The sequence below is a fragment of the Spartinivicinus poritis genome (genome assembly GCF_028858535.1).
Lineage (GTDB): Bacteria > Pseudomonadota > Gammaproteobacteria > Pseudomonadales > Zooshikellaceae > Spartinivicinus > Spartinivicinus poritis.
The window spans coordinates 16,691-39,502 of the sequence record NZ_JAPMOU010000036.1 but is presented as its reverse complement, the minus strand read 5'-3'; the positions used below and the strand labels follow the sequence as shown (position 1 = coordinate 39,502).

Sequence of the window (22,812 nt, the reverse complement as noted above, 5' to 3'; positions counted from 1 at the left end):
TTTTTGGCAAGCAATATCGCTTTGTCGCTACAGTAAATAATGATAACTGCCGCAATAAGGGTGTCATATAACTCGTTAAAATACGTCACTTTCAAGCATCACTGGCTTCCCTTTAATGCCCATGAGTACTGAAAAAGCAGCCAGGACAACTACTTTCTCACACAGTTAATTCAACTTGTATCCTGTATTTGATTTAACTGTTGTATTAACATAAATTGACTGAAGTATATCGCTAATAACAGGTGGCTTATGAGTCAATGGCACGCTGAATTTCCCCTTAATCCTGACATTTATTACCTCAATCATGCGGCTGTTGCACCCTGGCCAGCCCGAGCAGCACAAGCAGTTGAAGCATTTGCTCAAGAAAATATCCAGCAAGGGGCTAGTCAATACCCTAATTGGTTAGCAATTGAGCAGCAATTAAAAGACCGCTTAGCCAAACTCATTAATGCCGCTGACTGGCAGGATATTGCTCTACTAAAAAACACCTCAGAAGCCTTATCAGTAGTGGCTTACGGTATCGCTTGGCAACCTGGTGATAATGTGGTGATTTCTGATCAGGAGTTTCCTTCCAACCGGATTGTCTGGGAGTCTTTGGCCAATCAAGGCGTTACTGTCAAACAAGTCGATATCTCTGGTAGCCACCCAGAACAAGCATTGATTGAAGCCTGCGACCCACAGACTCGTTTGCTCTCTATTAGCTCAGTGCAATATGCTTCTGGCTTAAAACTTGATTTGACCCAATTGGGCAATCACTGCCAGCAAGCAGGTATTTTATATTGTGTTGATGCTATTCAAAGTATTGGTGCAGTGCAGTTTGATGCCTCTGCTATTAAAGCCGATTTTGTCATGGCTGATGGCCATAAATGGATGCTTGGACCAGAAGGACTAGCCTTGTTTTACAGCACCCCTCAAGCCAGAGCTAAACTATCACTTAAGCAATTTGGCTGGCATATGGTGGAAGTCCAAGGCAACTACGATACCCTTGACTGGGAAATTGCTCAGTCAGCACGTCGATTTGAATGTGGCAGCCCCAATATGCTCGGTGCTTATGCATTGAATGCCAGTATTGGTTTATTGCTTGAGGTGGGAATGGCAAATGTTGAACAGCAACTGCTTGATAATATTAACTGGTTGCAACAACAACTTGCTCAACTCAATAACGTCCAAGTTATTAGTACAACTGAAACTAACCGCTACGCAGGTATTGTCACTTTCAGAGTACACAATCAGGAAATGGCTGAACTTCATCGGCATCTAATGGATAAAGGTGTGATATGTGCTTACCGAGGTGGTGGTATTCGGCTCTCTCCTCACTTTTATACCAGCAAACAGGTTTTAGAGGAGAGCTTACAAATCATTGCGGAAGCTATCGGCTAGATTTTGTGAATTTTTGGTTATATTGAAAGCAGTCAGGTTGTTACAAAACACACATGTTAGGCAAAACCACTCGCCTTATCACCAAAGGGTTAACTCATCAGCGTAAACAGCGCCGGGCCCCCATGTGTGATTTTGAGCGTATCCGCTATGAGCTTAAGCCATGCGATATTATCCTGGTTGAAGGTCGCTCCCGTGTCAGTGAAGTGATTAAATTAATCACCCAAAGTCCATGGTCTCACGCAGCTTTATATATCGGCCGCCTGCATGATATTGAAGATCCTGAGATTCGGGAGCAAGTCACACAACATTGTGACTGCAGCCCTGACAGTCAGTTGCTGGTAGAAAGTGAGTTGGGTATGGGCACTGTGATCAGGCCGATCACTGTCTATGAGAAAGAACACCTGCGAATTTGTCGCCCGCGAGGGCTTAAATACCAAGATGCCCAGCAAATTATCAACTATGCGATAAGTCGGGTTGGCGTAGAGTATGATGTTAGACAGATTTTCGACCTAGCCCGCTTTCTGTTCCCTTGGCGGCTACTTCCCCGCCGCTGGCGGTCCTCCTTGTTTGCCAAGGGGGCTGGACGCACCACCAAAACTGTTTGTTCGACAATGATTGCCGAAGCTTTCAATAATGTGCAGTTTCCTATCCTGCCATTAGTGAAAACCAATACAGCTGACGGTAGAGTGCAGTTATTCAGACGCAACCCCAAGCTCTGCGCTCCCAGAGATTTTGACTATTCACCCTACTTCAAAATAATTAAATATCCCTTTATTGATTACAGCCACCATGCGAGTTATCGCTTATTACCCTGGCATGGCAACATACCACTGGATAACGAAGAAGCAGACTTATATCTATCCCCAGGAGAGTCAGAAAATAGTCTCGTTGCTATTGCAGACAATGAAATTGCTCTCCCCCCTAAAAAACCAAAGGGAAACCCCCATTAAATCGCTGATGTGACAAAATAATGGCAACAGCCCCTACATACTTAGCTCTCTGCTTATGCTAAATGAATTTAAAAATGCCTCAGTTTTCGCTGGAGGATTTACCAGCATCATCAATACTTAAATTACTGATTGAGACTTAATCCCCCTAAAGTCACAATCAGTCTAGGTCAATCTGACCTCGGTACGTAGGATTGTGTACCTTTGTTTCACTCCTAATGGTCTTAACCCGAATTCATCCCCCAGGATTCGGGTTTTTTTTGCCTGTTATTTACAGCCAGCAAAATTTAACGATTCAAGCTAAAACCACTCAGCCTATTTCTACCCATTGCAGCTTTTCAGCCTGGTAGCACATTTATTTCGGTTGTCCACACTCAGTCAGTAATTTCAATAATCCATAATTTTGCAACCATTGTCGCTGCTCATCACTTTTTAATAAAAAGCGTCCAGTATAATTTAAACCATTTACTAATATCTGATTTAAATGGGATTGAGTACGCGGCACAATTAACAACCATTCTTGAGTTAGCACAATATTATGAGGCAGGCATTTGTCAGCATTTATTAACGCCAGTTGATGCATTGCTTGTTGATATACAGAAAATACTTCCTCTGCATTTAAAACCTTAAAACAATACAGCTGATGCTTACATGCCAGGCCACCACAACCGATAATAGCTGCCATGGGAACCGCTGCTCTTACCAACTGCATATGGCGGTGCATTTGACTCGCACCCGCTATCTCACCGCCATTATAAAATCCCACGACATCTGGTTCAGTAAAGCCCAATAGCCAAGCCTCAAAGTCTGCCAACGTTAGTGGCTGTGTTTGTGAAACAAATTCTCGGGTACAGATTAATAAATGAGGGGACAGCACAGGAAATTTATTTAATAAACACACATGGGAGCCACCTGCATTTCCTACATACATATCTAGCTCGTAAGGTAAAAACGGGTTGCTGGATTTATTCCCTATTTTTGGTTTTTTCTGATAATTACCCAGCTTGATATGCAACAAAAATGATATCCCATCCTGCTCAAGCACACTGGGTTTAGTCGCAATCGGGAGTAAACTGCCCTTTGCTAATGCTTGCTTAGTTACCTGTTCAGCTTGATCCCAAAACATAACTACTTCTCAACCGGGTAAAAATAGCAGTATATCAAAATCAATTGTAGACAGTTAAACTATGTTTAATTTTTCAGCCAAGCTTACAGAACAAGAAGAAAAATTTGACGTGCATTATCATGGCTGGACAGTGGAATAACTAAATATTAACAACTGATATAATACCGTTGCTCCCTGAACAATATATTTTTATTGTTCAGGGACTTTGTTATTTTACAATAATAAAGGTATCGCTAAAAATAGTAATTTTTAGCGATACCTTTTAAACCGCAGTTGATAAACGGATGTAGTACCACTCACCTCATTACTCACCGCTAAATAATGCTTACCTTGTCGCTGAAAGTACTCTATTGACTCTGGCCCCAAATCCCCTGCGCTGGGATTATAGACACTATTTTTGCAATCGCCATCTTTCACTTCTGTACATATATCTTCATCATAATGACGATTATTTACATAGGTAATGAGGCGCCCATTGGTTGGGTCTGTTATGTCGTACACCATGACTCCCCCCTGACGCTCTAAGCCAATAAAAGCATAATGGCGATCATTAATTGAGGCAACTTCTACCACTTCAGGCTCTCCTCCCCGATCATCACTGCGATTATCACCGCTTTGATTATTATTATGAGTGCTATTTAACTGGCGCGGTTCCAATGCAAAAATGGTTTGGCTAAACTGATTACCGCTATCAAAGGTGAGTTTCCCCTTGTCATCCCAAATGGAAAAAGAGCGTGAACCAAAGGCATAAACAGGATTATTAGCATCCACTTTTGATTTCGATTGAACCACTTTCAGTCGAGCCAGCTGTTTTTTATCTTGCAGTGCTTCTGCTAAAGGATGTTGATTATCAACCTTCAGTTTTTTACCACGCACCTCATCAATGTGGGCAATACAATAGCCTACTTTTGTCGTGTAATCTGGTGTGCCCGCGTAATCGTCTTCATCCCAAGTATAGTTCGACTCATCACACACTTGTTGTGTCGTTTCAAAACCATACTCACGGCTATCACCTTCATTGGCTGTTACAAGATACGTGTTGCCATTGACAGTATAGCTAGCGATACCATCTGGCATATACAAGCTTTCCAACTGAGAGTAACTTTTAAAATTGCCCATTTTTTTATCTTTATTGGAAGCATCCAAGGTAACATTAGCCCATGACTTGCCTCCCAACCCTACCATGGTATCTACCCTTGCAGTAGCCACATCAATGACGGCAAGTGCATTATTTTCTTGCAGAGTCACATATAGTTTACCGTTATCAGCAAAGCTTAAATACTCAGGCTCTAAATCCTGAGCCACTGAGGCATTGGGTCCAGAAATTCGCACAGAGGTCGGCAGCTCATTATGCCTTACTTCCCCTTTGTTAAATGCGTTAAAGTGTATTTGCTGTACATTAGCATTCGCTGGGCCATTTACTAGGTCCACCAAGGTAATGCTGCCTTCTGGGTCTACTTGATAGTTTGCATTTGGCTCACCTTCATTGGCGGTTGCAATATAACGTCCGTCTTTCGAAAAACTGACCATGTCAGGTAAGGCGCCGGTAGGATAAGTAGCAATCAGCTTTAAGTTATCAGAACGATATAAAGCAATTAAACCATTGGCTTGTTTATTAGCATTTTCAATGGCTACCGCAACCAGCCCCCCATAAGTGGAGACACTATTCGCTGCACCAATCTCAATACCTGCTGCGTTTGCTGCCGATTGCAAATGAATAGCACCTACCGCTGCTGGTTTACCCTGCTCATTCATCGTCAATATATCCACTTGCTTTGCTTGTGCATTTACCACATAAAGCAAATCGGTACAGCTATCGTAGCTAACAATTTCAGCAGCTGAGGTAGCAAAGGGGGAATCTGCTACTGACGTACCAACCAGTACCAAATCACTAAGCTCCCCAGTTACAGGCAGTGTTTGTGAAGAAGGCTGACAACGAATGGCTAAGCCATTTTGCTGCTGTAAATCACTTGCCGCATAAGGGCTTAATAAAATACCTGCTAAACTAAAAGCCAGAATGGTTTTTTGTTTTATCAGCATAATTTTCATTCCTTGAGTTAATACAGGACTACTTTTTCTAAAGCTAAGATAGAAAAATGTAAGATATTAGTCGTATATTAATTTGATGGCAATTATCGATTAGTCTAAAAATGCAAGCACTTTTTTAATATAGCCAAAGCGAAAGGCTTGTAGGGGCGGCGGTCGAGTGATGACAACAAACCCTAAGTGTCCTTTCGCGAAGGGTTTATTTCTAAATAAAAAGACCCCGGCACACGGTGGCACCAGGGCTAGGAGGGGAGTTACGGAATCAATACAGTCAAACAAGCCGTACCTTTTAAAAGGTACGGTTAAGGTACTTTACTCAGTACGATAGCTGTCAGTTGTGGGGCATGAACACACCAAGTTACGATCACCATAGACATTATCGATACGGTTAGTGGTTGGCCACACTTTTTGCTGCTTTAACCAGCTTAATGGAAATACCGCTTCTTCACGGGTATACGGACGATTCCACTCAGTATCGGTAATATCAGCAAGTGTATGAGGTGCATTCACTAATGGGTTATTATCAGCTTGCCATTCACCAGCGGCAACTTTATTAATTTCTTGACGGATAGTGATCATTGCATTGATAAAACGGTCTAGTTCCGCTTTTGATTCACTTTCCGTCGGCTCAATCATTAAAGTACCGGGTACTGGAAATGACATGGTTGGCGCATGGAAACCAAAATCCATTAATCGCTTAGCCACATCTTCTTCTGAGATACCCGTTTCAGCTTTAATAGGACGCACATCAATAATGCACTCGTGGGCGACTCGGCCATTGCTACCTCGGTAAAGAACTGGGTAATGGGCACTGAGCTGCTCAGTAATATAATTCGCATTAAGAATGGCTACTGCTGTTGCCTGGCACATACCTTCGGTACCCATTAAGGCAATATATACCCAAGAAATAGGTAAAATACTGGCACTGCCAAAGGGAGCGGCTGAAACTGCGCCGTTATTGCCTAAGGCTTCATCTACAGAATTCACAGCATGGTTAGGCAAATAGGGGGCTAAGTGGGCTTTAACGCCAATCGGCCCCATACCTGGGCCACCGCCACCATGAGGAATACAGAAAGTTTTGTGCAAATTTAAATGAGAGACATCAGCACCGATAAATCCTGGGCTGGTTAACCCTACCTGTGCATTCAAGTTAGCACCATCCAGATAAACCTGGCCACCATACTGATGCACAATACGACAAATTTCTTGTACACCTTCCTCATACACACCATGTGTAGAAGGATAGGTAATCATAATACACGACAGTTTATCTGCATATTTTTCAGCTTTTGTCGCTAAATCAGCTAAGTCGACATTACCATTGTCGTCACAGTCTACAATCACTACTTCCATACCTAGCATGCTAGCACTGGCTGGGTTGGTTCCATGAGCAGAGCTAGGGATTAAGCAGACATTACGATGGCTATTACCATTTGCTTTATGATAAGCACTTATCGCCAGCAGGCCTGCATATTCCCCTTGGGCACCGGAATTAGGCTGATGGGACAATGCGTCATACCCCGTCATTTCAATTAGCCAGTCAGCCAACTGTTGTAGCATTTCCTGATACCCAACCGTTTGATCTTTTGGTGCAAACGGATGAATTTGTGAAAATTCTGGCCAAGTAACGGGTATCATCTCTGCTGTAGCATTCAGCTTCATCGTACATGAGCCAAGCGGAATCATCGAATGGGTTAATGAGATATCTTTATTTTCCAGCTGTTTTAAATAACGCAGCATTTCTGTTTCGGAATGATGCTGATTAAATACGGGGTGGGTTAAAATGGCATCACTACGCTGATAAGCAGAAGCAATTCCAGCCAGCCCCTGATCAGCAAGCTGTTGATCCCAGTCAGCTACTTGCTGGCCATGGTCTGCTCCTAAAATAATAGACCACAATTGCTGTACATCTTCTGCCGTTGTGGTTTCATCTAAGGCAATACTGATTTTGTCATCACCCACTTTTCTTAAATTGACTTGCTCTGCCAACGCTCGCTGATAAATAGCATCGGTTTGATTTGCCGTGTTTAATGTGATGGTATCAAAATATTGTTCATTAACCCGCTCAGCCCCTTTCGCCGCTAGACCAGCCGCTAAAATAGCCGTCAGCCGATGAATTCGAGTGGCAATGGTTTTTAAGCCAGCAGGGCCATGATAAACCACATAAAAACCTGCCATATTGGCTAATAAGGCTTGTGCTGTACAAATATTCGAAGTGGCTTTTTCCCGGCGAATATGCTGCTCACGGGTTTGCATGGCCATTCGTAACGCCAGTTCACCACGGGTATCTTTGGATACACCAATAATACGCCCCGGAGTTGAACGCTTGAATTTATCTCGGGTAGCAAAGAATGCAGCATGAGGCCCACCATATCCCATAGGTACTCCAAACCGCTGAGCACTACCGATTACTACATCAGCCCCTAGCTCGCCAGGTGACTTTAATAGCACCAGACTCATAATATCAGCGGCTACGACAGTCATAGCCTTTTGTTGTTGAGCAGCCTGAATGACTGCACTGATATCACCAATATCCCCTTCAGTTGTAGGATATTGCAGTAGTACACCAAACACTTCATGTTTAGCCAGGTCTTGATAAGGATTACCCACAACAATATCAAACCCAAAATACTCAGCACGGGTTTTAATAACATCAATCGTTTGTGGGTGAACATCTTCAGCCACAAAAAAACTATTGGTTTTTTTCCGGTTGGATCGTTTGCACAAAGTCATGGCTTCAGCAGCAGCGGTAGCCTCATCTAATAATGAAGCATTCGCTAAATCCATTCCGGTTAAATCCATGACCATTTGCTGGAAGTTTAATAAACCTTCCAGTCGGCCTTGGGAAATTTCAGGCTGATAAGGGGTATAAGCCGTATACCAACCTGGGTTTTCTAATACATTGCGCAAAATCACGTTAGGCGTAATGGTATTGTGATAACCCATGCCAATATAAGATTTAAACACCTTATTTTTAGCAGCCATTTTCTTTAGCGTGGCTAATGCATCTTGTTCAGTCATACTTTCGCCCAGCATTAATGGCTGCTTTAAACGAATTGACTGAGGTACGGTTTGATCAATCAGCTGCGCTAAGGTATCAACCCCCAGGGTAGCTAACATTGCCTGTTTATCAGCTTGATCAGGTCCGATATGACGCTGAATAAAAGCATCATTTTGTTCAAGCTGCTGCAAAGGCTGTTTATCAACTGTCATCTGCATTAACCTTCTAATAGTAAGGGATATCACATCCCTTTTATGAATCATTTTTTACACAGTTAATGACAGCCGCATTATTTTATTGAATAACAAGCTGACTGCATTAAATTAAAAAATCATTCCTGCAAGATAGGATTAAACTTCTGTTTCCACTACGGCTTGGTAAGCATCAGCATTCAGTAGTTGGTCCAGCTCTGATTTATCAGATAGCTTGACTTTAATCAACCAACCATCTGCAAAAGGGCCTTCATTCACTTGTTCAGGGTTATCAGATAATGCTTCGTTGACTGCAACCACTTCACCAGAAACAGGACTGTATACATCAGATGCTGCCTTAACCGACTCGACTACAGCAAACTCTTCACCTGCTTCTAAGCTAGCACCCACTTCAGGCAGTTCAACAAACACCAAGTCACCTAATAATTCTTGTGCATGGGCAGTAATACCGACAGTAACTGTATTGTCGTCATTTTCCTGCACCCACTCATGAGACTTACTATAATACAGCTCCGTTGGAATTTGACTCATATGCTTTACCTTATTGTTAAATCCAGACCAGTTAATTATTAATTAGCTATAAATTGGAAAACGTTTGCATAGTTTTGCCACTTCAACCCGAACAGCCTGCTCTGCAACTTCATTATTGTCAGGGTGATTAACCAAACCATCTAACACATCCGCAATTAAATGGCCAATCTGACGAAACTCTTCATTGCCAAACCCTCGGCTGGTCCCTGCCGGTGTACCTAACCGAATACCTGAAGTAATCGTAGGTTTTTCGGTATCAAATGGGATGCCATTTTTATTACAAGTAATCCCAGCACTTTCCAAACTAACTTCAGCTTTATTACCCTTTAATCCTTTTGGTCTTAAATCAACTAATGCTAAATGAGTATCTGTACCACCCGATACAACCGCATAGCCTCTTTCTACAATGACATCAGCCAGTACTTTAGCATTGCTTACCACTTGATCAATATAGGTTTTAAAAGCAGGTGTCAGTGCTTCACCAAATGCCACTGCTTTTGCTGCAATAACATGCATTAAAGGGCCACCTTGCAAACCGGGAAAAACGGCAGAATTAATTTTTTTACCAAGTGCTTCATCATTGCTTAAAATCATCCCCCCTCTTGGCCCACGCAGGGTTTTATGTGTAGTAGTGGTCACAATATGCGCATGGAGTAAAGGGCTTGGGTGGGCGCCAGTGGCAACTAAGCCTGCAATATGAGCCATATCCACCATTAAATAAGCACCAACGCTATCAGCAATTTCACGGAATTTTGCAAAATCAATTTCTCGGGGAATAGCGGAGCCACCAGCAATAATTAATTTCGGTTGATGTTGTTTAGCTAGTCGTGCAACTTCATCATAATCAATTGTTAAGGTTTCTGGGTTCACCCCATACTGCACAGCATTAAACCATTTACCCGATAAAGCGGGCCTGGCACCATGCGTTAAATGGCCGCCAGCATCTAAAGACATACCTAAAATAGTATCGCCAGGTTGGGTAAGCGCCAGCATCACAGCGCCATTGGCTTGAGCTCCTGAGTGGGGCTGCACATTAACAAACTGGCAGTTAAATAAAGCCTTGGCACGGTCAATGGCTAGTTGTTCAACTACATCAACATGCTCACAACCACCATAATAACGCTTTGCAGGATAACCTTCTGCATATTTATTGGTTAGCACTGTGCCTTGCGCATTTAAAACAGCTTTAGATACGATATTTTCTGAAGCAATTAATTCTATTTGATCTTGTTGACGATTAAATTCATGATTAAGTGCTTGTTGTACCTCAGCATCAGCAGCAGCCAATCCCTCTGCAAAAAACTGTTCAAGTGTTGTATTGAGATATTCAACTTGGCTCATCGTTAACCCCTAATTTATTTATCAACAATTTTTTATTAATAACGATTTAATTAATATTGCTAATTAACATGCAACTACATTCACGGCTAACCCACCCTGCGATGTCTCTTTATACTTTTCTTGCATGTCGAGACCAGTTTGTCGCATGGTTTCAATAACACTATCCAGAGAAACATGGTGATCACCATTACCTCGGATCGCCAACCGTGCTGCATTAATGGCTTTTACGGCTCCCATGGTATTTCGTTCAATACAAGGCACTTGCACTAACCCAGCAATAGGGTCACAGGTTAGTCCCAAATTGTGTTCCATACCGATTTCTGCTGCATTTTCCACTTGCTCATTGGTGCCACCTAATACGGCAGTTAATGCACCTGCTGCCATCGAACAGGCCACACCTATTTCGCCCTGGCAACCCACTTCTGCTGCTGAAATAGAAGCGTTTTGCTTATATAACATGCCGATGGCTGTCGCTGTTGCCATAAACTTGACAATCCCTTCACGACTAGCCCCATGCACAAATCGATCATAATAAGCTAGCACGGCAGGAATTACCCCAGCAGCACCATTCGTAGGCGCAGTCACAACTCGACCACCCGCTGCATTTTCTTCATTAACTGCCATGGCAAACAAATTAACCCAATCCATTACCGTTAACTGATCTTTTAAAGCGGCTTCAGGCTTATTGGTTAATTCTCGATAAAATTCAGCAGCACGACGCTTAATTTTTAAACCACCAGGTAGCTCACCTGACTGCTGACAACCTCGTCTAATACAGCTATCCATGACTTCCCAAATTGAATAAATCTGATCATACAGCTGCTGTTGAGTTAAATCAGGTTGCAATGCTTGCTCATTTTTTAATACCAGCTCAGCAATCGACAGCTGGTGCTGCTGACACAACGATAGCAACTCTTTTCCTGAGTTAAATACTAACGGCACAGTCACATCTTGATCACTGGTAGTTTTTTCACCTTTAGTGACAACAAAACCACCGCCCACAGAAAAATAAGTTCCTTCAAATAACAACATTCCATGCTGATCATAAGCTAATATTTGCATGCCATTAGGATGCTCAGGCAGGCTTGCTTGACAATGAAAATGAATATCGTCAGCCGGGTTAAATCTAATCAGATGTTCCCCTGCCAGTTTTAACTGAAGATGGGTATTAATTGCTTGAATATATTCTGGCACACGATCCGGATTAACTGTTGCTGGAGCTTCTCCTAATAACCCCAACAATACAGCAATATCTGTTGCATGGCCTTTACCGGTTAACGCCAATGAGCCGTATAAAGCAACCTTTACCTTAACCACCTGACTAAGTTGTTGTCGTTTGGCTAGTTCAGCCAAGAAACGATTGGCTGCCACCATTGGCCCAACTGTGTGTGAGCTGGACGGCCCAACCCCCACTTTAAATAGGTCAAAAATACTCAGCGCCATGTTTTAGGTACTCAATTTTAATAAACTGCTTGTTTTTTCAAGTACACATTGCCTTAAATACACACTGCTTTCTTTCTGCATTGGTACTAAGTACTTGAGCAAGCTTTTCATTGTCACTGGCTAACCTTTAGAGCCGGTTCTTAACTGCTTCTTTGTTAAAAACCCTTTGTTAGCAACTCGCTTAACCACTAATTAAACACAATATAGAGATGATGGAGGGAAGACTAACAATCTTTTCTCGTTAAATCAACTTTGTTTCCTATTGGAAACTTAAGGTCAACTCTAGTCATTGTTTGCGACGAATTTTTTGCTACTTTAACTAACAAGAAAATCCTTGCCTTTTCATTAAGTTATCCTTTCTGTACTATCCTGTTGCTTAAATAGCGGTTAGTGTTAAGGAAATTTTATGGCGGATGAAACCCCCGGCTTGCCTAAACTGGACACATCTTTTCTATCCAGTGAAGCTTACGTGGAACCTTTGCAATTAGGTAAACGGTTAAAAGAAATCCGCCTAAGTAATAACTGGACCCTGGAAGAAGTCAGCCAACGTACAGGCTTGGCCCGCTCGACCTTATCCAAAATTGAAAATGATCAAATTTCACCAACGTTTACCGCGGTGCAAAAATTAATTCAAGGCCTGGGTATCGACTTACCACAACTGTTTACCCAGCCTAAAACCTCACATGCTACAGGGCGGCGTGATATTACCCGGGTTAACGAAGGCAAACCTCACCCTACCCCTACCTATGAACATGAGTTGCTGGCAACCCAGCTGATTCACAAAAAAATGTTGCCTTTTAAGTCCTATGTACGGGCTCGCTCATTTAGTGAATACCAAGAATGGGTACGACACGAAGGTGAAGAGTTTTTACTCCTTCTTTCCGGCTCATTACTTTTTTATTCAGAGTTTTATGAACCTGTAGAGTTACAGGCAGGTGATAGTGTCTATTACGATGCCAATATGGGCCACGCTTTAGTCTCAACCAGTAAAGAAGATGCCCATATTCTATGGGTAACAGCGAACTAAAACTGGTATCAAGCGTAATTATCCCGTTACCCACCAGCAGCAGTAATCACCGGCTGCTGCCCTGCCCCAATTTGCTTCACTCACCAGCGATAGCCATCAGCATGTTTTCCTAACCTACCTACTGATCTTAAATGCCCAACACTATTGATGCCTAGCTGAAAGCTTGGGCTAGAGCATAGTGATTGTTAACATTCTGTTACATTCATTCGAGACATTTTCCATTTCCAACACTTGCATCGATTTAGCAAATAAGATAGGTTGTTTCCAATAAGAAACAAATTTAATTGCCTTGAGCGTGTTTTGACTTTGAGCTGGCTTTAAATAAATCGCTAATTTAACTAGCCAAGATAGACAAAGACAAACCGAATATAAGTAAAAAGCTGGGAAAAATTGACTATTAAAAAGACCGCAGGCTATCAGCCAATGGCAAACTAAATTAATTACCACAACAAAAATACAACAATAAATAAGGTAATTTTACAGAATTAAAACAAGCATAGGCTTACTTACACAACAGCCAGCTTTACACTGAGCAAGCCAAACTACAAAAAAGCAGCATGTCGACTACCAACAAATAATTAACAAAACAAGTCAAACATAACATGTGATGATTGAAATAAATCATTTGCTGTATAAAATGCATGGTGGGAGCAATATTATTGTCATACTAACCAACGGCTACCAATAGCTTGCCCCCTATCGCTCGACATTTACGCCTAATAAACAAACAAAAAAGCGGCATTATTACAACAACAGAGCAACTTACAATAAAGGTGATCAAAAGAACAACATATGAAAATCAAACTACCACTAAATGCAAAACCAATGTAGGATCGTAGTCCTTTAATTATCTTGTGCTGTATTAACAGCATGATTTATAACAACAATTGGGCCGACTGGCATAACCCAACTGCACTCCTCACGCCTTGGTTGAAGTGCTTTTAGCCACAACGGTTAATTTTTAGGCAAATGTCATCAAGCCCAAATCAACTGCTAGATAAAATAATAGAGATGGTGCTTATGGAAATACTTAATTCAATTAGCGGGTTTGTCTGGGGACCTGCCATGTTATTTCTTATCCTGGGTGTTGGCTTATTTTTAAGCTTGCGACTGGGATTTATGCCAATTCGCAAACTCGGTTTAGCTTTCAAATTATTATGGGGTGGTCGAAAAGAATCCAAAGAAGCGGGTGAAATTTCTCCTTTTAATGCCTTAATGACTTCATTATCTGCCACCATTGGTACAGGTAATATTGCTGGCGTAGCCACAGCGATTACATTAGGTGGCCCAGGTGCCTTATTCTGGATGTGGTGTACTGCACTGGTTGGGATGGCAACCAAATATGGAGAGGCTGTGTGTGCTGTCAAATACCGTGAAAAAGATAAAAATGGTAACCATGTTGGCGGCCCGATGTATTACATCAAAAATGGTCTGCCAAAATCCTGGTTATGGCTAGGTACCACTTTCGCCGTATTAGGGTCAATTACTGGATTTGGTATGGGGAATACCGTTCAAGCCAACTCAGTCGCTAACGCCCTCCAAGAAAACTTCAGTATTTCACCAACTGTCACTGGTATCGTCATGATGGTCTTAGTCGGTGCAGTATTAATTGGTGGAATTAAATCTATTGCTAAAGTAGCAGGAAAACTTGTGCCATTTATGGCCATTGCTTATTTATTAGCAGGCATAGTGGTTCTAGCGTTGAATTTGGATCAAATTCCAGCTGCATTAGAACTGATCTTTACCAGTGCATTCTCTGGTACCGCAGCCACTGGAGGTTTTGTTGGTGCAGGTGTCGCCGCAGCTATTCGCTTTGGTGTTGCTCGCGGTGTATTTTCTAACGAAGCAGGTATTGGTAGTGCACCGATTGCTCACGCTTCTGCTCAAACCAATAGCCCAGTTAAACAAGGCTTAATTGCAATGCTGGGTACCTTTATTGACACCATTATCGTCTGTTCAATTACTGGCCTAGCAATTGTTGCCTCTGGCGCTTGGCAAACTACCACTGGTGTTAAAGGGGCCGCTATGACGTCCCTTGCTTTTGAAACAACCTTACCTGGCATAGGCAGCTCTATTGTAACGATTGGCCTTGCCATTTTTGCCTTCACTACTATTTTAGGCTGGAGTGTATACGGCGAGCGTTGTGTGCAATACCTACTAGGTGAAAAAGCCATTGTACCTTTCCGTTTAATCTGGGTAATTGCTGTACCTGTTGGTGCTATCGCCAGTCTGGATTTGGTATGGATTATTGCTGACATTCTAAATGCCTTAATGGCTATTCCTAACCTGATTGCATTAGCAGCATTGAGTCCTGTCATTATCAAGCTGACTCGTGAATATTTTGCTAAGCGTCAAGAGGAAATTGAAGGCCAGGCTGTGCCATCCAATGACTAAGTAAACAGGTGTAGCCTATGCTACACCGCTTTTTTATGGGAGATAATTATGACCACAAATGATGCATTATTGAAAACCCCTTTGTATGACTTACATCTTGAGTTAGGGGCGAAAATGGTGCCTTTTGCCGGTTATCAAATGCCAGTGCAGTACCCACTGGGCGTTAAAAACGAGCATTTACATACCCGAGCAAAAGCAGGTCTTTTTGATGTCTCCCATATGGGGCAGGTTCAGTTGATTGGTAGCCAAGCCGCACAGGCTTTAGAAAAGCTGGTACCAGTAGATATTATTGATCTACCTGCCGGAAAACAACGCTATGCCTTATTTACAGACGAATCAGGTGGCATCCTAGATGATTTAATGGTCAGCAATATGGGTGACTTTTTGTTTGTTGTCGTTAATGCAGCCTGTAAAGAGCAGGATATTGCTCATTTACAACAACATCTGCCAGAAGACGTAACAATTAACATTTTAGCCGATCGAGCCTTACTTGCTTTACAAGGCCCTGAAGCCGCTAATGTATTGGCCAGATTAGCACCTACTGTCAGTGACATGGTCTTCATGGATGCTAAGGCGCTGACCATAAAAGACATTGATTGTTTTGTAAGCCGTTCAGGTTATACCGGTGAAGATGGTTATGAAATTTCTGTCCCAGCCGATCAAGCCGAAGCGCTTGCCCGCTTACTGCTTGCAGAGCCCGAAGTCGAAGCCATTGGCTTAGGTGCTCGTGACTCATTAAGACTGGAAGCCGGTTTGTGTTTATACGGTCATGACCTTGACTCTACCACTACCCCACTGGAAGGAAGTTTGATTTGGGCTATTAGTAAGTCCAGAAGACCCGGTGGCAGCCGTGCTGGAGGATTTATCGGTGAAGCAAAAATCCTTGAACAAATCACTGAAAAAAACTGGCAAACCAAACGCGTCGGTTTATTACCACAGGGAAAAGCTCCTATCCGGGAAGGTGTTGTGCTAACAAATAGTGAAGGTAAAGAAATTGGTAAAGTGACCAGCGGCGGTTTTGGACCAAGCTTTGGTGGCCCAATTGCTATGGGCTATGTAGAAACGGCCTATAGTGCCTTAGATACTGAAGTATATGCTCAGGTTAGAGGTAAATCACTACCCATTAAAGTCGCTAAAACGCCATTTGTAGAACAGCGTTATTACAGAGGCTAACCAGAATTTTTAATATTCGAGAGAATATTTTTCTATTTTAAAAAGCGCCTATAGGCGCTTTTTTATTGCTTTTTTTAAGTTTCATCACTCTCTTAATAACAAAAACAATAAAGTAAATAATAATAAAAATGTTTATACATAAATAAGCATTATATTTACATTCTTTACAAATTTATAAGTTAGCCAACCTGATCACAAAACAAACTGCTTCACAGTATTGACGAGATATTGATCAGAACAATTTTTGAACAACATCACTCCACTCGTTCCATTAATTCTCATAATTCACCTCACTATTTAAACATTCAATTCATAGAGGTGTGAAAGTGAGAAAGCCAAACGGAGCAATTACTAACCTGGCTGCTGTTTCTTGCGTAGCAACATTGCTGGCATCATCCCCAGCTTTTGCCAATCAAGCCCCCACCACCATGAGTCAAAGCCATCAAGCGACTCTTGGTAAATCAGTGAAATCCCAGGTTTGGGGACAAGACCCAGAAAAACAGCCCCTTTATTATCAACTCATGTCTTCCCCTAAATATGGCACCCTTTCCTTTGATAATTATAAAGGCACCTTTACTTATACTGCTTATAGTCCTAAAGCTGACTATGATGAATTTCGCTTTAAAGTCTGGGATGGTTACCAGTATTCCAACGAGTCTGTAGTACAGTTTTTATTTGATGGTAAACAAATAACCCAAAAGCCTACCACTCCAACAAAAACAACCAAACCAACAGCTCGTAACCACGCTCCAACTACTATGGGGCAAACAAACTATATAGAGAAGGGTAAACTATTTAAACATAGAGCTTATGGCGTAGATAAAGATAATGATGCGCTTACATTCACTGTAGTTAAAGAGCCCAAACATGGAAACTTGACATTAGATTCCACAACAGGGCAATTTACTTATTTCTCGACAGCAAATGTAAAACAAGATATTTTTTCATTCCGAGTATTTGATGGCAGAGACTATTCAAATGTATCTTCTGTGTATCTGTCATTTAACAACTACTCAACAACAACGACTACTACAAAAAAAATAAAACCAACAAAGCCTGTAAAACCAGTAACGACAACTACCACGAAAAAAACCAAGCCTACAAAGCCCGTTAAGCCAGTAACACCCACCACAATTACTACTAATTTATACCCTTCACATTGGACAAGCAAAGAGAGCCTCCCCAGTCATGTAAGGTCTATTTTATCCTCTACATACTCTCAGCAAAACAGTATGACAATGGGTGTTTATACAAAATATGAAGTCCTTGATATTTTTAGCGCATTAGCACTTTTAGTTGATCAACAGAATCCAAGTGATCAAGCCTTTGAAGGGTTAATTGTTTACTTAAAAGCGTGGTTTGCCTCAAACTCTGCCAGTGAATTCTCAACCGCTGATGCAACATTGATAAACAATGTCCTTTCACAACTAATTAATATGCCTGAAATAGCGAATATAGATCCTGATATCTGGGCTGATATTAATTATAGATCCTCAATTATTGTAGATGGCTATGCCACTATTTTAGATCATGTTATCCGCAATAAATCTATACGTACTGTGTTTACAAACCAGCTGACTAACCTAGAAGGTTTCTTTAGTAGACTTTATCAGCAGCAAGAGGCTGTTAATGGTGCAAGAGGCTACACTAAAGCCATTTTCACTGTATTTAAAACGCTTAAGTTATACACATATTATGCAAATAATGATGGGGAACTATTTAAGCAAGCAATCCTTTCACAACCCTCCTTACCTAGTACTATGAATAAACTGGGTAAAAGCTCCCTTGCTCTTTTTAAAGACCGATATGGTAAACGAAAGGATGATGGATTCATCTTACTTAATACTCTGTGGATATTGGGTAGTTTGAACTTTGCTGGAGAGGAAGTTTGGAACCAACAGGTTGAGCAAAATATAATTGATATTGTCAAAGCTCAGTCAGGTTACCCGGACCAGCGGGAATTAAAATCCTCATTCTACAAATATTATGTTAGTCAAGTATATCCAAATAACGCTGAAGAAACCTGTAATAGCAAGTTTTCTGGGCTTTGCTATAAATTACAAGTAGCTGAAATATTGCCTTATACTCATCAATGCAGTAACTCATTAAAACTGCGGTACCAGCAACTCTCTCAGTCAGAAGTTAAAGGGGTATGTGCAAGGCTCAGTCGCCAAGAATATGACTTCCATGCTCAAATGGGGACAAACTGGCAGCCTGTTAAAGATGATTTTAATGAAGATTTAGAGCTAGTGGTTTTTAACTCTAGAGAAGATTACCAACGCTATGGGTCAGCTCTATATAAGTACTTAGATACAAACAATGGTGGATATTATCTGGAAGGTATTCCTTCTAAACAAGGCAACCAGGCTAGGTTGTTTGTTTACGAAGAAAATAGGTTTGGCAAGTGGGACATCAGAAACTTACAACACGAATATGTCCACTATCTTGATGGCCGATTTAACAAGTATGGTGATTTTGGAAATTACAATACATCTGTAAAAGGAAATAATATTGTCTGGTCTACGGAGGGATTAGCAGAGTTCTTTGCATGGAATAAAAACTATCGTCAAGATGGTGTTAACAGCCTATTAAATTCAGCTAAAAAAGGAATACCTTCACTCGATAAAATTATTGGTGTCATTTATGGAGAATCACAAACGCTGATATATGACTGGTCATATACAGTAAACCGATTCTTCTATGAAAAACATAGAGCCGAGTATTTAAGTCTAATTCAGCATTTACGCAATAATCAATTTGATGCCTACAAAGCTGAGCTTGACTCAATGAAGCGACGTTACAGTAATGAGTATTACAATTGGGTGAATAATCTCATCAATGATTTAAGAAGTAAGCAACACTCAATGGGTCATAGTATGACAGGTGACAGTCTACACTCTAGAAACAACCATCACGCTAACCATATGCCAACTGCTGTTGATCAGGCAACTGCCCTACGTCCTCCACTATTTGAATAATAATAAAGCCTCAATCCCCCCTTAAGTTTAAGGGGGAACTTTTTATTAGCATTCCTTAGAACGTGTAATAAAAAGCGCCTCAACAGGCGCTTTTTTTATTCCTTTACTTTAATTTTTGATGTTTTTTAATAACTTAAAAAAATAGACTGCTAAATAATATAAATGTTTATACATAAATAAAAATTATTTTTACAATGTTTACATTTTCATAAGTTAGCCAACCAGCTCACAAAACAAACACAATCACATTATTGACGGGACGTTAGTACTGTATTTTTTTGAACCACATCACACCACATGTTCCATTAATGATCATAATTCGCGCAATTATTCAAACATTCAATTGATAGAGGTGTGAAAGTGAGAAAGCCAAACGGAGCAATTACTAACCTGGCTGCCGCTTCTTGCGTAGCAACATTACTGGCATCATTCCCAGTGCTTGCCAATCAAGCTCCCACCACCATGAGCCAAAGCCATCAAGCAGCGCTTGGTAAATCAGTGAAATCCCAGGTTTGGGGACAAGACCCAGAAAAGCAGCCCCTTTATTATCAACTCATGTCTCCCCCTAAATACGGCACCCTTTCCTTTGACAATTACAAAGGCACCTTTACTTATACAGCCCATAGCCCTAAAGCTGACTATGACGAATTTCGCTTTAAAGTCTGGGATGGTTACCAGTATTCCAATGAGTCAGTCGTTCAATTTTTATTTGATAAAAACAGCATCACCAATCAGCCAACTAACAATACCAATAACCAAGCACCTGCCACATTGGGCCACAGCAATGCTGTAGAAAAAGGCAAATTACTGAATAGTTGGGTATGGGCAGAAGATAAAGATAATGACCCATTGACCTATCAAGTGGTTAGCCAGCCCAAACATGGTGAATTAAAATTAAATTCAACAACCGGTAAATTCACCTATTATTCAACAGCCAATGTTGATCAGGATATTTTCTCCTACCGGGTATTTGATGGTAAAACTTACTCAAATACTTCTTCTGTACATTTATTATTTGATAATACTACAACCCCAACTAAACCAACAACGACAACCACTACTAATACAACTAACACCAACAAACCAACAAAGCCAGTGACAACAAAGCCGGTAAAACCGACTAAACCCGTTAAGCCGACCCAACCAGTTAAACCAACTAAGCCAACGGTCGTCACTGAATTATTTCCTTCTCATTGGAATAGTAAAAGTGATTTTCCTGCAACTGTACACAGTATTTTAAACAATAAAAAAGCCAGCAGTTTTTATAATGCTAGTTACCAACATTTATCAGCAGCACAATTAAAAGATGTGTTTCAAGCCATTGCTTTTTTAGCCCAGCAAAATGATATTAAAGATGAAGCATTACATCAGTTATTTACTTATTTGCGCGGCTGGAATTATGTAAAAGAAACCAAAGATATACCTGTTAGCGTATCGACACTTGCTTCTCAAGCACTAGCTAATGTCACTCAAATGAGTGATTTTTACAGTGTAAGTTACAATGCTGCCCGTGCTTTAGAAGGTTATGTAGTTGCGCTTAATGGTTATGTGAGAATTCCAACCGCACAAACTATTTACGCAAGCCATATCCCTACTCTTACCAAAATTACCCAACACTTAGCTGTTAACGCTGCTGAAATTAATGGTCAGGCCGGTTATAGCACCGCAATATTTGAATACTTAACATTAATCGATATTTTAGGTTTCCAGGTAGATCAACCTAATTTAGAAGATAGTTCACTTCGTGATGCTTTACTTGCAGAAACGCAATTGCCTATCGCCTTAGGCCAATTAGGCAAGAGCGACTTAGCCATTTGGGAAAGCCATTATCATGGTAAGGACCCCTTTATTTTATTTAATATCATTGAAGCCCTGGGTAACCTCCACTTAACAGAGCAAACGCAGTGGAATAAACAGCTTGAAAACAATGCTGTGGCTATTATGAAGCACCATCACAACTATGCAGAAATTAAAGACCTGCAGTCCAGCTTCTACACTTATTATGTGAAGAAAACTCGCCAGGATAATGCCAAGGAAAGCTGCCAAAATGAGTTTTCTGGTATGTGTTATATCTACACAATTGCTGAAGCCTTACCTTACACTCATCAATGTAGTGCTTCCTTAAAGCTGCGGTACCAGGAATTAACAACGCAACAAAAAAATGAAATTTGCGCTACCTTAAACAGCCAAGAAGGCGAATTCCACTCAATTATGAGTACCCAATGGCAACCTGTTTCAAAAGACAATAACCAAGCGTTAGAGCTAGTTATCTTTAATGATAAAAAGCAATACAGCAAGTTTGGCTCATTACTCTATGGTGTTTCAACCAATAACGGTGGTATTTATATTGAAGGAAGCCCCGAACGTGATGACAACCAAGCCCGCTTATTTGTTTATGAAGACAAACGCTGGGGTAAATGGCAGGTTTGGAACTTACGCCATGAGTATGTGCACTATTTAGATGGTCGCTTTAATATGTTCGGCAACTTTGGTTACTATCCTCTAAATAAAACCACTTGGTGGACTGAAGGCTTAGCTGAGTATATTGCCTGGAAAGATGACTACTACAGCATGGATGAAATCAGTCGTGCAGCTCAATCCGGTATGCCTTCAATGCACCAGATTGCCAATATTGATTATTCATCTGGTAACACTATGGTTTATAACTGGTCTTATACTCTGCACCGCTTCTTGCAGTCACAGTACCCCAGTCAGCACAAAAAATTGGCTGAATACTTAAGAAATGATGACTTAGACAGTTACCAACGCCATATGCAAACTTTAGTAAGTGCTTACAGCAATCAATATTATGACTGGTTAAACACACTCGTTAGCAACTGGAGAAAAACTCAGTCTGGGGATCAACTCGCTGCTGCAGCAGAAAATGAGCCTGTGCCTGGTACCCATCAACACAGTCAGCGCCACCACTCTCATAAACAACCGACAGCTGCAGACCGAGCCAGTATTGCGCCAGCACCTTTCTCGATGTAGTCGTTAGTTTCGAGGAATTGTCTCAGCAGCCCCCTTCTGTAGGGGGCTTTTTTTATGGGCACCTCTAATAATTGCTTACAATCTCTGGCCTTTAGGCAAAGTTGCAATTAAGGCATTGTTTTGAAGGCATGCTGGTGGCCTGTCGAAAAACAATAACACAGAGTGCGGCTTTGCCTAAAGGCCCCAAAGGGCGCTGCCTGACGAGCCCTAGCTCTGTGTTGG

General features: G+C 41.3%; 13 protein-coding genes. 7 read left to right on the top strand and 6 right to left on the bottom strand.

What is annotated here, in order from left to right; translation table 11 throughout:
• Window positions 1–249: 249 nt before the first annotated feature.
• Complete coding sequence (locus ORQ98_RS21285; protein WP_274690843.1) at window positions 250–1,380, top strand: aminotransferase class V-fold PLP-dependent enzyme; 1,131 nt, start codon at window positions 250–252, stop codon at window positions 1,378–1,380.
• Between the two features lie 53 nt (window positions 1,381–1,433).
• On the top strand, window positions 1,434–2,330 hold the full coding sequence (locus ORQ98_RS21280) for a C40 family peptidase (RefSeq protein ID WP_274690842.1): 897 nt from the start codon (window positions 1,434–1,436) through the stop codon (window positions 2,328–2,330).
• A 352-nt stretch (window positions 2,331–2,682) separates the two neighbouring features.
• Here ORQ98_RS21280 and ORQ98_RS21275 read toward each other — a convergent pair whose 3' ends face one another.
• The 6 genes from ORQ98_RS21275 to ORQ98_RS21250 form a co-directional block, all read right to left on the bottom strand.
• Entirely contained in the window at window positions 2,683–3,453 is a 771-nt protein-coding gene (locus ORQ98_RS21275) for an ATP adenylyltransferase family protein (RefSeq protein ID WP_274690841.1), read from the bottom strand.
• A 249-nt stretch (window positions 3,454–3,702) separates the two neighbouring features.
• Window positions 3,703–5,493 (bottom strand): choice-of-anchor I family protein, encoded by a 1,791-nt coding sequence (locus ORQ98_RS21270; RefSeq protein ID WP_274690840.1) that lies wholly within the window; start codon window positions 5,491–5,493, stop codon window positions 3,703–3,705.
• A 318-nt stretch (window positions 5,494–5,811) separates the two neighbouring features.
• Window positions 5,812–8,712, bottom strand: a complete 2,901-nt coding sequence (gene gcvP / locus ORQ98_RS21265; protein WP_274690839.1) for an aminomethyl-transferring glycine dehydrogenase — start codon at window positions 8,710–8,712, stop codon at window positions 5,812–5,814.
• A gap of 138 nt (window positions 8,713–8,850) precedes the next feature.
• Window positions 8,851–9,243, bottom strand: a complete 393-nt coding sequence (gene gcvH, locus ORQ98_RS21260) for a glycine cleavage system protein GcvH (RefSeq protein WP_274690838.1) — start codon at window positions 9,241–9,243, stop codon at window positions 8,851–8,853.
• A gap of 42 nt (window positions 9,244–9,285) precedes the next feature.
• Window positions 9,286–10,584 (bottom strand): serine hydroxymethyltransferase, encoded by a 1,299-nt coding sequence (glyA, locus tag ORQ98_RS21255; RefSeq protein WP_274690837.1) that lies wholly within the window; start codon window positions 10,582–10,584, stop codon window positions 9,286–9,288.
• Between the two features lie 63 nt (window positions 10,585–10,647).
• Window positions 10,648–12,027: an L-serine ammonia-lyase gene (locus ORQ98_RS21250; protein ID WP_274690836.1), complete on the bottom strand. Its 1,380-nt coding sequence runs from the start codon at window positions 12,025–12,027 to the stop codon at window positions 10,648–10,650.
• Between the two features lie 406 nt (window positions 12,028–12,433).
• On the opposite strand from ORQ98_RS21250, the gene ORQ98_RS21245 reads away from it, so the two are divergent.
• From ORQ98_RS21245 to ORQ98_RS21225, 5 genes are all read left to right on the top strand, one after another.
• Complete coding sequence (locus tag ORQ98_RS21245) at window positions 12,434–13,054, top strand: helix-turn-helix domain-containing protein (protein ID WP_274690835.1); 621 nt, start codon at window positions 12,434–12,436, stop codon at window positions 13,052–13,054.
• Between the two features lie 1,020 nt (window positions 13,055–14,074).
• Entirely contained in the window at window positions 14,075–15,448 is a 1,374-nt protein-coding gene (locus ORQ98_RS21240) for an alanine/glycine:cation symporter family protein (RefSeq protein ID WP_274690834.1), read from the top strand.
• Window positions 15,449–15,496: 48 nt separating this feature from the next.
• On the top strand, window positions 15,497–16,621 hold the full coding sequence (gene gcvT / locus ORQ98_RS21235) for a glycine cleavage system aminomethyltransferase GcvT (RefSeq protein WP_274690833.1): 1,125 nt from the start codon (window positions 15,497–15,499) through the stop codon (window positions 16,619–16,621).
• A gap of 326 nt (window positions 16,622–16,947) precedes the next feature.
• Window positions 16,948–19,599, top strand: coding sequence for a collagenase (locus tag ORQ98_RS21230; protein ID WP_274690832.1), 2,652 nt, complete (start codon window positions 16,948–16,950; stop codon window positions 19,597–19,599).
• A 360-nt stretch (window positions 19,600–19,959) separates the two neighbouring features.
• Complete coding sequence (locus ORQ98_RS21225) at window positions 19,960–22,590, top strand: collagenase (RefSeq protein ID WP_274690831.1); 2,631 nt, start codon at window positions 19,960–19,962, stop codon at window positions 22,588–22,590.
• Window positions 22,591–22,812 lie beyond the last annotated feature (222 nt).

Bases quoted from the DNA above. Each gene is read 5' to 3' on its own strand.
- ORQ98_RS21285 (WP_274690843.1), top strand. From the start codon at position 250: ATGAGTCAATGGCACGCTGAATTTCCCCTTAATCCTGACATTTATTAC.
- ORQ98_RS21280 (WP_274690842.1), top strand. From the start codon at position 1,434: ATGTTAGGCAAAACCACTCGCCTTATCACCAAAGGGTTAACTCATCAG.
- ORQ98_RS21275 (WP_274690841.1), bottom strand. From the start codon at position 3,453: ATGTTTTGGGATCAAGCTGAACAGGTAACTAAGCAAGCATTAGCAAAG.
- ORQ98_RS21270 (WP_274690840.1), bottom strand. From the start codon at position 5,493: ATGCTGATAAAACAAAAAACCATTCTGGCTTTTAGTTTAGCAGGTATT.
- gcvP (WP_274690839.1), bottom strand. From the start codon at position 8,712: ATGACAGTTGATAAACAGCCTTTGCAGCAGCTTGAACAAAATGATGCT.
- gcvH (WP_274690838.1), bottom strand. From the start codon at position 9,243: ATGAGTCAAATTCCAACGGAGCTGTATTATAGTAAGTCTCATGAGTGG.
- glyA (WP_274690837.1), bottom strand. From the start codon at position 10,584: ATGAGCCAAGTTGAATATCTCAATACAACACTTGAACAGTTTTTTGCA.
- ORQ98_RS21250 (WP_274690836.1), bottom strand. From the start codon at position 12,027: ATGGCGCTGAGTATTTTTGACCTATTTAAAGTGGGGGTTGGGCCGTCC.
- ORQ98_RS21245 (WP_274690835.1), top strand. From the start codon at position 12,434: ATGGCGGATGAAACCCCCGGCTTGCCTAAACTGGACACATCTTTTCTA.
- ORQ98_RS21240 (WP_274690834.1), top strand. From the start codon at position 14,075: ATGGAAATACTTAATTCAATTAGCGGGTTTGTCTGGGGACCTGCCATG.
- gcvT (WP_274690833.1), top strand. From the start codon at position 15,497: ATGACCACAAATGATGCATTATTGAAAACCCCTTTGTATGACTTACAT.